The organism is Prevotella sp. tc2-28 (assembly GCF_900107705.1).
Classification (GTDB): domain Bacteria; phylum Bacteroidota; class Bacteroidia; order Bacteroidales; family Bacteroidaceae; genus Prevotella.
In genome coordinates, this window is record NZ_FNRE01000025.1 from 1 (window position 1) to 10,319 (window position 10,319).

The 10,319-nt window shown below is 50.4% G+C and carries 9 protein-coding genes; 4 read left to right on the forward strand and 5 right to left on the reverse strand.

From position 1 onward, the window contains the following. On the reverse strand, positions 1 to 131 hold a 131-nt coding region (locus BLU47_RS15320), incomplete at its 3' end, for a hypothetical protein (RefSeq protein ID WP_218131552.1). Between the two features lie 218 nt (positions 132 to 349). On the opposite strand from BLU47_RS15320, the gene BLU47_RS14305 reads away from it, so the two are divergent. Together BLU47_RS14305 and BLU47_RS14310 are read left to right on the forward strand one after the other, a co-directional pair. Beyond that, entirely contained in the window at positions 350 to 2,008 is a 1,659-nt protein-coding gene (locus BLU47_RS14305) for an AMP-binding protein (protein ID WP_091964463.1), read from the forward strand. Positions 2,009 to 2,015: 7 nt separating this feature from the next. Beyond that, positions 2,016 to 3,677 (forward strand): AMP-binding protein, encoded by a 1,662-nt coding sequence (locus tag BLU47_RS14310; protein WP_091964466.1) that lies wholly within the window; start codon positions 2,016 to 2,018, stop codon positions 3,675 to 3,677. Here the strand turns inward: BLU47_RS14310 and BLU47_RS14315 are convergent. From BLU47_RS14315 to mtaB, 4 genes are all read right to left on the reverse strand, one after another. Then, positions 3,655 to 4,488: an inositol monophosphatase family protein gene (locus BLU47_RS14315; RefSeq protein ID WP_091964469.1), complete on the reverse strand. Its 834-nt coding sequence runs from the start codon at positions 4,486 to 4,488 to the stop codon at positions 3,655 to 3,657. The two genes, BLU47_RS14310 and BLU47_RS14315, sit on opposite strands and share 23 nt — an antisense overlap. Positions 4,489 to 4,525: 37 nt before the next feature. Continuing rightward, positions 4,526 to 5,575: a ketol-acid reductoisomerase gene (gene ilvC / locus BLU47_RS14320; protein WP_091964472.1), complete on the reverse strand. Its 1,050-nt coding sequence runs from the start codon at positions 5,573 to 5,575 to the stop codon at positions 4,526 to 4,528. A gap of 182 nt (positions 5,576 to 5,757) precedes the next feature. Continuing rightward, on the reverse strand, positions 5,758 to 6,774 hold the full coding sequence (locus BLU47_RS14325) for a glycosyltransferase family 2 protein (protein WP_091964475.1): 1,017 nt from the start codon (positions 6,772 to 6,774) through the stop codon (positions 5,758 to 5,760). Then, the gene (mtaB, locus tag BLU47_RS14330) at positions 6,762 to 8,096 is read right to left on the reverse strand and encodes a tRNA (N(6)-L-threonylcarbamoyladenosine(37)-C(2))-methylthiotransferase MtaB (RefSeq protein ID WP_091964478.1); all 1,335 of its coding nucleotides are present in this window, start codon (positions 8,094 to 8,096) and stop codon (positions 6,762 to 6,764) included. The genes BLU47_RS14325 and mtaB overlap by 13 nt, the downstream gene beginning before the upstream one ends. A gap of 269 nt (positions 8,097 to 8,365) precedes the next feature. Between mtaB and BLU47_RS14335 the strand changes: the two genes are divergently transcribed. Continuing rightward, positions 8,366 to 8,545, forward strand: a complete 180-nt coding sequence (locus BLU47_RS14335; protein ID WP_091964481.1) for a PG1828 family lipoprotein — start codon at positions 8,366 to 8,368, stop codon at positions 8,543 to 8,545. A gap of 115 nt (positions 8,546 to 8,660) precedes the next feature. Beyond that, entirely contained in the window at positions 8,661 to 10,205 is a 1,545-nt protein-coding gene (locus BLU47_RS14340; RefSeq protein ID WP_143025591.1) for a PI-PLC domain-containing protein, read from the forward strand. Positions 10,206 to 10,319: the final 114 nt, after the last annotated feature.

The following is a 10,319-nucleotide window of genomic DNA, read 5'->3' on the forward strand; positions in this document are numbered from 1 at the left end:
CAGTCCTCTTCTTTTATCTCAATGCCTAATGGTATATAGAGTGTCTTTCCGTTGCGAGAGATAGACAATTTTACGCTATATTTCCCGTTTGATAACCGATAACGTTTATCAAGTTTTACTGAGATTTTCATTATTGTTTACTGAAAGGAATTTGCAAGTTTTATTCCATTTAACGCAATATCTTTCCATTTATTGCCTTCTTGTGCCCGATATTGTCTTTTATACTCTAAAAGTCGGAAATATTGTTAAATAAAGCATATTATAGAGTTAAGACAGAAGAAATTGCACAAAATTTTTGCGAATGTGCAAGAAATGAATTACCTTTGCACAAAATTTTGAAAATTGTGCAATGAACGACATACCAAGTTTCAATTCATACATTGAAAAAACGATAAAAGACAACTGGTTGCTCGATGCGCTGACAGACTACAAAGGCACTACCTTGCAGTACCACGATGTAGCCCGCAAAATTGAGAAACTGCATATCATGTTGGAGGCAGCCGGTATTCAGAAAGGCGACAGGATAGCTGTGTGCGGACGCAACTCCGCACATTGGGCAGTAGCATTTTTGGCTACACTGACCTATGGTGCTGTTATCGTACCGATTCTTCACGAGTTCAACGGCGAACAGATTCATAACATCGTCAACCATTCCGAGTCAAGACTGCTTTTCGTAGGCGACTATGTGGTGAAGACGATAACCCCTGAGGAGATGCCTCATCTGGAGGGCATTTTCAACCTGCCGGACTTTTCGCTTCTCACGTGTCGCAACGATGCGCTCATGCACGCACGCGAACATTTAAATGAATTGTTCGGCCATAAGTATCCCAATGCTTACCGTAAGGAGGATCTTCAGTGGTACGAGGGCACTCCCGAGGAGATGTGCATGATCAACTATACCAGTGGAACGACAGGCTTTTCGAAGGGCGTCATGCTACCCTACCGTGCCTTGTGGAGCAACGTGGATTTCTGCCAGCGATTCCTGGGCAACCACATGCCCAAGTTCAGCCGTACACTGAGCATCCTGCCTATGGCACATATGTACGGCATGGCCATAGAGTTTCTGTTCCCCTTCTGTTCGGGCTATCACTTGTTCTTCCTCAACCGTTTGCCCTCCCCCGCCATCATTGCGGAGGCTTTCAAGGAGATCTGTCCGGACGTCGTAGTAGCCGTCCCTTTGATTATCGAGAAAATCATACGCAAGCGCGTATTCCCCAAGATACAAAGCAACGTATTCAAAATCCTGTTGCAGATGCCAGTAGTCTCGAAGAAGGTGAAAGAGCGTATCTGTCAGGAGGTTTATGCCGCCTTCGGTGGACGTGCCTACGAAGTCATCGTCGGCGGAGCACCGCTCAACCAGGAGGTGGAGGCGTTCCTCAAAAGCATTGATTTCCCCATCACCGTGGGCTACGGAACGACGGAATGTGCCCCGCTCATCTCTTTCAGTGACTACCATGATTTCGTACCGTCCTCTTGCGGATGTCCCGTCGCCAACATGGAAGTAAAGATTCTGTCGCCTGACCCTCAGCATGTGGAAGGTGAGATTGTTTGTCGCGGACTAAACGTCATGTTGGGCTATTACAAGAATGAGAAAGCCACCCGCAAGGCGATTGACGAAGAAGGCTGGTACCATACCGGCGACCTTGCCACTATGTCTACAGACGGGCATATCTTCATCCGCGGTCGTCTGAAAAACATGCTGTTGGGCGCTAACGGACAGAACGTCTATCCTGAGGAGATTGAGGACAAGCTGAACTCAATGCCGCTAGTCAGCGAGAGCCTGATCGTACAACGTGGCAACAAACTGGTAGCCTTGGTACATCCTGACATGGAGGAGTCTAAGCAGATGGGCTTCACCCAGGAGGATTTGGAGAACGTGATGGAACAAAACCGTCAGGAACTCAATGCCGGACTGCCCGTATACAGTAAGTTACAAGCCTTTGAACTGCAAGAAGAAGAATTCATGAAGACTCCGAAGCGGAGCATCAAACGATACTTATATAAATAATCACTATATGGAAAACGTACCCAGTTTTAACCAACTGATACAGCAGAGCATCATCGACAACTGGGATCTTGATGCACTGACTGACTATAAGGGTGCTACCCTGCAATACCACGACGTAGCACGTAAGATTGAAAAGTTGCACATCCTGTTCGAGAACAGCGGTGTGGTGAAAGGTGACAAGATTGCACTGTGCGGACGCAACTCCAGCCAGTGGGCCGTAGCTTTCCTCGCCACCCTGACCTACGGTGCTGTGGCTGTTCCCATCCTTCACGAGTTCCTTGGCGACCAGATTCACAACATCGTCAATCACTCCGATGCCAAGCTGCTCTTCGTGGGCGACCATGTGGCCACGCAGATAGACCCCATGCAGATGCCCCATCTGGAGGGAATCATCAACAACCCCGACTATTCCCTAATGGTTTCCCGTACCGATAAGCTCACCTATGCCCGCGAGCACCTCAACGAGTTGTACGGCAAGAAATTCCCCAAGTATTTTAGAAAAGAACACGTACATTATTATATAGAGGAGAACGGTGAGGAGCTGTCGATGATTAACTACACCTCCGGAACTACGGGTTTTTCCAAGGGTGTTATGGTACCCTATCGTGCCCTCTGGTCTAACTATGACTTTGCCGAGCACGTATTGGGAAAGATTATCAATCGCGGCGACCGCGTCATCTCAATTCTCCCGATGGCACACATGTACGGTATGGCCTTCGAATTCATCTTCGAGTTCCTTCACGGCTGTCACGTCTATTACCTCAACCGCATACCTTCGCCTGCCATCATCGCACAGGCCTTTGCCGACGTGAAGCCTAAGATTATCATCGCCGTACCTTTGGTCATCGAGAAAATTATCCGCAAGAAGGTATTCCCCAAGATTCAGAACAACCGCATGCGCCTGTTGCTCTCCATGCCTGTCATCTCCAAGAAGGTACGTGAGAAAATCTGCCAGGAGGTGGTTAAGGCCTTTGGCGGCGAGCTCTACGAGGTTATCATCGGAGGTGCTGCATTCAACCAGGAAGTGGAGGCATTCCTGAAAAAGATAGAGTTCCCCTACACGGTAGGCTATGGTGCCACAGAGTGTGCGCCGATTATCTGCTACCGCGACTGGCAGACATTTGCCCAAGGTTCTTGCGGTCAGGCTGCCTATCACATGCAAGTAAAGATCAACTCCGTCAATCCTGCCGAGATTCCTGGCGAGATCATGGCCAAGGGTCTGAACGTCATGTTGGGCTACTACAAGAACGAAGAAGCCACCGCCGAGACCATCGACAAGGACGGATGGTATCACACTGGCGACCTGGGCACCATGGACTACGACGGCAATGTCTATATCAACGGACGTTCCAAGAACATGCTGCTGGGTCCGAACGGACAGAACATCTATCCCGAGGAAATCGAAGACAAACTCAACTCCATGACGATGGTAGTCGAGAGTGTCGTCGTACAGCGTGACAACAAACTCGTCGGACTCATCTATCCCGATTACGACGAAGCCAAGAACATGCGCTTCAACGACGAGGACATCCGTAACATCATGGAGCAGAACCGTCTGCAACTCAACGAGTTGCTGCCTGCCTACGAGAAGATTACGGAGATAGAAATCCGTAAGGAAGAGTTTGAGAAGACGCCGAAGCGAAGCATCAAGCGTTTCTTGTACAAATAAGCAAGTCCTGATGGACAACACCATTGGAGGCGACCACGCTGTCACCTTCCATGAAATAGGCGTCACCGGCATAGTTGGTGACGCTTCCTTTTGCCTCCATAACTATCAGCGCACCAGCCATATAGTCCCACTGTCCGATATAACGCTCGGCATAGGCATCCAGCCGACCTGCTGCCACATAGCATAAGGCGATAGCGGCCGAACCGATCATGCGAATACTGCCCACCTGTCCGTAATAATGCTGTATAAGACGGGTGATGACAGGCTTGTAGGCATCGCTGTTATAAGGCAACTGCAGACAGAGCAGCGCATCGTTTATCGTGCTCTTGCTCACCTCCAGCCTCTCATTTCTCACCTCTAACCTCTCATCTCTCACCTCTAACCTCTTATCTCTCACCTCTAGATATGCCCCTCCGCCTTTCCAAGCATAGAAGCACTCGTCGGCTACAATCTCGTAAACGACGCCGATCATGATTTCACGACCTTTACAGAGGGCGATGCTGACGGCATAGGGAGCAAAGCCGTGAATAAAGTTGGTGGTGCCGTCCAGCGGGTCAACTACCCAAACGTATTGCTCGTCGGTATGTCCGGCTGAGCCTTCTTCGGTGATGAAGCCAGCCTCCGGCAAGACCTCCCGAAGCCTGCTGACAATCAGCCTCTCCGAACCCTTGTCCACATACGACACGTAGTCGTGGGCATGCTTGCGCTCTACCTTGTCCAGCGAGAATGCCGCACGCTCTTTTCTGATATAAGAACCCGCCTCGCGGGCAATGGCACACACGAGGCGGGTTATTTTCTCAAGATTCTCCATGAAAATCTTAGTTCTTACGTCTTACTTCAGACATCTTTTAGTCTTCCTGATACTCAGGGCGCAACTTACGAACGGTCTCGCCGGCGCGCCACATCTCTTGGTTGCGCATAGCCTCCAGTTCCTTCTCCAGTCCGGCACGATAGTCGGCCTTTGAGTTGGCGTCAATAGAGATCTGAGCTTCGTTACCAGTCTTTACAGAGTAGTACAGCCACTCCATCACGGGCTTGATAGCATCGTGGAAACGGGGAGCCCAGTCAAGTGCACCACGCTGAGCGGTGGTTGAGCAGTTTGCGTACATCCAGTCCATACCCTTAGCGCCGAAGAGCGGGCCAAGGCTCTGAGTCAGCTCCTCAACAGTCTCGTTGAAGGCCTCAGAAGGTGTGTGACCGTTCTCACGCAGCACTTCATACTGGGCGAGCAGCAGACCCTGAATAGCACCCATCAGTGAGCCGCGCTCACCAGTCAGGTCTGAGGTTGCCTCACGCTGGAAGGTGGTCTCGAACATATAGCCTGCACCGATACCGATACCGAAGGCCAGTGTCTTCTCCTTGGCCTTGCCTGAAGCATCCTGGTAAACAGCGTATGAGCAGTTCAGACCGCGACCTTCGCAGAACATAGTGCGGAGAGAGGTACCAGAACCCTTAGGAGCTACCATGATGACGTCGACATCCTTCGGGGGAACGACACCCGTGCGGTCACTCCAGTTGATAGCGAAGCCGTGACTGTAGTACAGCGTCTTTCCGGGCTTCAGATATTGCTTGATGGTAGGCCATACCTGAATCTGACCAGCATCTGAGAGCAACATGCAAAGGATGGTACCTTTCTCTGCTGCCTCCTCGATAGAGAACAGAGTCTTACCGGGAACCCAACCGTCAGCAACAGCCTTGTCGTAGGTCTTGCCCTGACGCTGTCCTACGATAACGTTAAAACCGTTATCGCGCAGGTTGCAGGCCTGACCAGGTCCCTGAATACCGTAGCCGATGACTGCGATAACTTCATCCTTCAATACTTCACGTGCTTTCTCGAGTGAGAACTCTTTGCTGGTGACTACAGTTTCGATAACGCCACCAAAATTCATTTCTGCCATAATTGTTTGTTGTTTTGAATGTTATACATTTCCCTATGGAACTATGCCAGCCCTAACCCGAGAGCCGTCGTCTTGTCAGTCCATTCCGTGCCTACGCGAGGCACCGACGGGGGAGTTAACTTAAAAAATTCGCCTGCAAAGATAATAAAAGGAAAGCAAAACACCAAATAAAATAACAATTATTAAAAATCTGAGTATTTTTTATGCCCTTTTGCATAATATTCCCACAACAGGGAAAACATCCGTTGCTCGGGAATCTGCTGTGCCACCCTGCCCTGCTGGATGGCCTGCCGGTCGGCAGCAAAGTCTTTCTTCCACCGTGCAAATGCCCGCCGCGCCTTGAAGATAGCCACGAAGTCACCCCAGTTGCGTTTCAGCAGCAGCATCTCCCATGCGGCCAGGTAGTCCAGGAACCAACGCACGCGCATCACGTGGGCAAGTTCGCTGTCGGGCAGACATTTATAGAGCATCGTCAGGTTGTTGCGGAAGTTCAGGAATGTCTTCATCGGATTCGACTTGGGCAGTGTGCCGCCACCAACGTGGTAGACGTAGCTTTCGGGCAGACAATACAACTTGCGGCCACGGATGCGGAGTCGCCAGCAGAGGTCTATCTCTTCGTTATGTGCGAAGAAGCGGCCGTCCAGTCCGCCCACCTCCCAGTAGTCCTTCGAGCGTATCATCAGTGCGGCACCCGTCGCCCAGAGTATTTCCTGCCGGTAGTCATACTGTCCGTTGTCTCGTTCTACGGTCTCGAAGATGCGTCCCCGACAGAAAGGGTAACCATAGCGGTCCAGGAATCCCCCACTCGCTCCGGCATACTCGAAGCTGTCGCGATCGTAGATGGACAGCAACTTGGGTTGACAGGCAGCCACTTCCGTATGGGTGTCCATGAATTCGATAAGTGGCGTCAGCCAGTGGTGCGTCACCTCGATGTCTGAGTTCAACAACAGATAATACGTTGCCTCGATTTGTGCCAACGCCTTGTTATATCCCTCGGCAAAACCCCAGTTGCGGTCCAGCACGATGGTCTTGCACTCTGGGAACTCACGACGCAGCAAGTCGAGCGAATCGTCCGTCGAGGCATTGTCGGCCACATAGACCGTTGCCTCGTCGTGCGAGTAGTTCAGCACGGTGGGCAGATACTGCGCCAGCATCTTCGCCCCGTTCCAGTTCAGGATGACAATAGCTACTTTATCCATTCTACTTTCAATGCCGTTTTATCATGATTGAAATCGCCCAGCCGCACCTGAATCAACTGGTTGTCATAGTCCTCACGGGCCATCGCCGGCGACAGTTCCACACGGATATAGTTGCGCGTGAATCCGTGCATGGCTCGCCCACGCGTAGCCTTCTCGAACAGCACCTCAGCCTCCTGACCGATATACTTTTGGTAGAACGCGTGGGTCTTCTGATCCGACAAAGCTAGCAGTCGCTGACTGCGCTCGCGCTTGTCGGCATCCGACACGACATAGGGAATGCTCAGGGCAGAAGTGCCGGGGCGTTCCGAGTATGGGAACACATGCAGCTGCGTGACGTCGAGTGAATCTAGGAACGTATAGGTCTCCTCGAAACACTCGGGAGTCTCACCGCGACAGCCAACCATCACGTCGACACCGATGAAGGCGTCGGGCATCACTTCCTTGATACGGTGTATCTTGTCGGCAAACAGCTGCCGGTCGTAATGACGGTGCATCAGGCGCAGCACGGTGTCGCTGCCGCTCTGCAAGGGGATGTGGAAATGGGGCATGAAAGCGCGGCTCTGTGCACAGTAGTCTATCAACTCGTCGGTCAGCAGGTCGGGTTCCAGACTGCTGATGCGATAGCGGCTGACACCTTCCACGCCATCCAGTGCCTTCACCAAGTCCAAGAAGCGTTCGTTCGTCGTCTTTCCGAAATCACCGATGTTCACGCCCGTCAGCACAATCTCCTTGCCGCCCTCGCTGACGGCTTCCTCAGCCTGGGCAACCAACGACGCTATCGACGGGTTTCGGCTGAAGCCGCGGGCATAAGGTATCGTGCAGTAGGTGCAGAAATAGTCGCAGCCGTCCTGCACCTTCAGGAAGAACCGTGTACGATTTCCGCGCGAGCAACTGGGCGCAAAGGTCTTGATATCCTTCGTCTTCACCGTTTTGTACGACGGCGTATCACTCCGGTTGATGAAAGCGTCGGAGAGGAACTGGATGAGGTTGGCCTTCTCGTTCGAACCCAGCACCAGGTCCACACCGGCTATCTTACTCACCTTCTCGGGTTCCAGTTGGGCATAGCAGCCCGTCACCACGACAAAGGCATCCGGATTCTCACGCACCAGCCGGTGGATGGCCTGCCTGCATTTATGGTCGGCAACATCGGTCACGCTGCACGTATTGATGACACAGATGTCTGCCGGCTCACCTTTCGCTGCCGTACGGACCCCCATCTCACTCAGCATCTTGCCGAAAGTGGAAGTCTCCGAGAAGTTCAGCTTGCATCCCAGGGTGAAATAAGCCGCCCGTTTATCTTGAAACACAGATGTATCTATCATATATATAATAAGGTATTATCCTTAACGGCTACAAAGGTACACAAAAAAACGCGTTTTTCACGCATTTTTGCAAAAAATCGGATAAGTGTCATTTTTACATGAAATTTTAACATTTCGTAATTTGCTGATTTTCAGTGTTTTGCGAAAAAGTTACAAAAACACCCTAAAAAAAAACAAAAAAAAAGGAACAACATATCAAAAAAATGCCTAACTTTGCAGCGTTTTAATAAACAAATGATTGTTTTACAGATTTAAAAAGCTAGAAAAAAATGAAAAAATTAGTATTTATGTTCGTAGCTGTTGCAGCTATTTCTTTCGCTTCATGTGGTAACAAGACTGCTCAGGCTGAGGCTGTTGATTCAGATTCAATCGCAGTTGTTGATAGCGCTGACACAGTAGCTGCTGACACTGCTGCTGCTGATAGCGTTGCCGCTGACAGCGTTAAGTAATTAACGAACTCAAAGAAAATTGAGAGAAGCAACCGTCGGATGTGAATCCGGCGGTTTTTTTGTTTCTTTTTCTCCTTTTTTTGTGTAACTTTGCAGCAACAAACCAAGAAAGAATATGAAAACAAGAAAAATGATTAGAATGTTCATTGCTCTTCTGACCATTGGAGTAGCAATGACAACACTGTTCACTTCATGCAGCAGCAACGAAGATTCTCCTGCCACGGGTTCTGAACAAGGACCGACGGCAGATGGACTCAAAGGAACATGGTACTGTGCGTATGAGGCTACAGGGTCGGCAAAGAGTGAGGACGGCAGCGATGCCACCATCAATTACAACTTAGTGGTAGACATCTATCGCTTTGAAAGTTCCACAGGAGGCAGCTTTTTCCGCTGTTTCTTCATTGACGACGAGGAAAGTCCCGTACTGACACAGGGCATTTTGGGCTATGGTGCCTTCAACTACTCCCTTTCGAAGGGTAAGGTGTCCATGGCACTGATGAATAACTTCAACCAGGAATATCCGCAAGCCTGGGAAGCAGGTTATGCAGACAACACCCTTCAGGCAAAGGGCGTTGACGGACAGAATTTGGAGCTGGTGTTGGCTGACGAGGAAATGGAATCAGTTCTGAACAACCTGCTGGAGCAGAACGGTAGTGCTTCGGAGAAGTATGTCGTTGACAACTACAAGCCTAAAGGCGTTGACCATAGCCAGTGGATGAAGCAGCTCGCTGACAGCCGACTGATAGCCGACCTCTCGCTTCCCGCCAGTCACGATGCAGTAACAGCAGAGGGATGGACGCCGGAGCTGATGGGCATCTTCTCCGAAATGATGGCTAAGACACAAGACCTGACCATCAATGAACAATTGAAGATAGGTATGCGCGTGTTCGACTTGCGCCCTGAGCTTGTCGTCGGTGCTGACAGTAATTATGAGTTGCGGTGCTCTCACGGCATCTCACAGACGAAATTGCTGGTCAGCGATTTCTTCGTGTTGATGAAACAATTCCTGGCAACAAACCCCACCGAGTTCTGTATTGTAACGATAGACCTCTCAGTAACCTCAAAAATGAAAGAATGGGCCGAGCAGTTCAATGCACTCATCAGCAGCAACCAGTTCCGTAGCTTGTTTGCCGACTTCAAGCCCCGTCTGACCGTAGGCGAGATGCGTGGTCATGTGCTACTACTGTCTAAGAAAAACTATGCCGAGAAACCCATTGGCGGATATTGCTACAACTGGACAGACGACATAGAACTGGAAAAGCAGATGAAGGGGCACATCACAGATGCCGATGGTGTAGAGACTCCACTATGGGTTCAGGACTACTGGGGCAAAGCGACCCGTGCCGGAAAGGACGACGCCGTAGTGCGTATGCTGGAAGCTGCAGCCAAGCGTGACATGAACGCCGAGAAACCCGCATGGGTCATCAACTTCCCATCGGCTTACTTCGGTGGACCATTTTCTGACAGCTATCGCGAGAATGCGGTGTCGGCAAATAAGGTGACCTCTGACTGGCTGAACACTCACAACGGTTCGGTAGGCATCATCTTTATGGACTTCGGTGGTATGGACAAGAGCCCAAGCTACACAGGTTATCAGCTTTACGAGACGGGCGGCATGCAACTTGTTGACATGGTAATCAAGCAGAATTTTAAGCAGTAAACGGCTTGAAGACACAGGGGATCTTCCCCTGTCATAACATCCCCCATTTTTACTCAAAACGAGTAAAAAATGGGGGATTTCTTGTAGATGTAGAGAAAAATTTATAACTTTGCA